Annotated in this window: 1 protein-coding gene; it reads right to left on the bottom strand. The window is 41.8% G+C overall.

The annotated features are described in order from the left end of the window. Nucleotides 1–131: 131 nt before the first annotated feature. Nucleotides 132–612: protoheme IX farnesyltransferase (locus L4C33_RS22735; RefSeq protein WP_428814611.1), on the bottom strand; the 481-nt coding region annotated here is incomplete at its 5' end.

The following is a 612-nucleotide window of genomic DNA, read 5'->3' as shown; positions in this document are numbered from 1 at the left end:
ACAATAAAGTGCATATTTTACTCAAACAAACGAAACCGTTTGCCTTTACCAATGAAATTAAAGAGACCTCTACTCTTAGAGATTCAAGGTCCTGTTCAAAAACAGTTCCTTGGAACATGCTTTCTAACGCACTACAACATGTAATGATCAGCAAGCAATGCAATGAACAGTAGCATTAAGTGGTAGATGGAATATTTAAAAGTGCCCATTGCCGATTTGGGAGTAGTTCGGTACTTGAGCTTCCATGCGTGATAGATAAAACCTGCATTCAGCGCAAGAGATGCAACCAAGTATAACCAACCGCTCATGGCAACCAGTACAGGTAAAATACATACTAGGGTAAGTAAAATTGTATATAGGAATATCGAAGTCTTTGTGTATTCTACGCCGTGTGTTACTGGCAGCATCGGAATGTCGACTTTGGCGTAATCTTCCTTACGATGTATTGCCAAAGCCCAAAAATGCGGTGGAGTCCAAATAAAGATAATCATGACAAGAAGCCACGCGTTCGAATGAAGCTCATTTGTCACAGCTGTCCAACCAAGTAACGGCGGCATTGCACCCGCTATCCCGGCTATCACGATATTTTGCGGTGTGGCTCGTTTCAAATAC

The organism is Vibrio makurazakiensis (assembly GCF_050337375.1).
In the GTDB taxonomy this organism is placed as follows: Bacteria; Pseudomonadota; Gammaproteobacteria; order Enterobacterales; family Vibrionaceae; genus Vibrio; species Vibrio makurazakiensis.
This window is presented reverse-complemented; position numbering and strand designations above follow the sequence as displayed.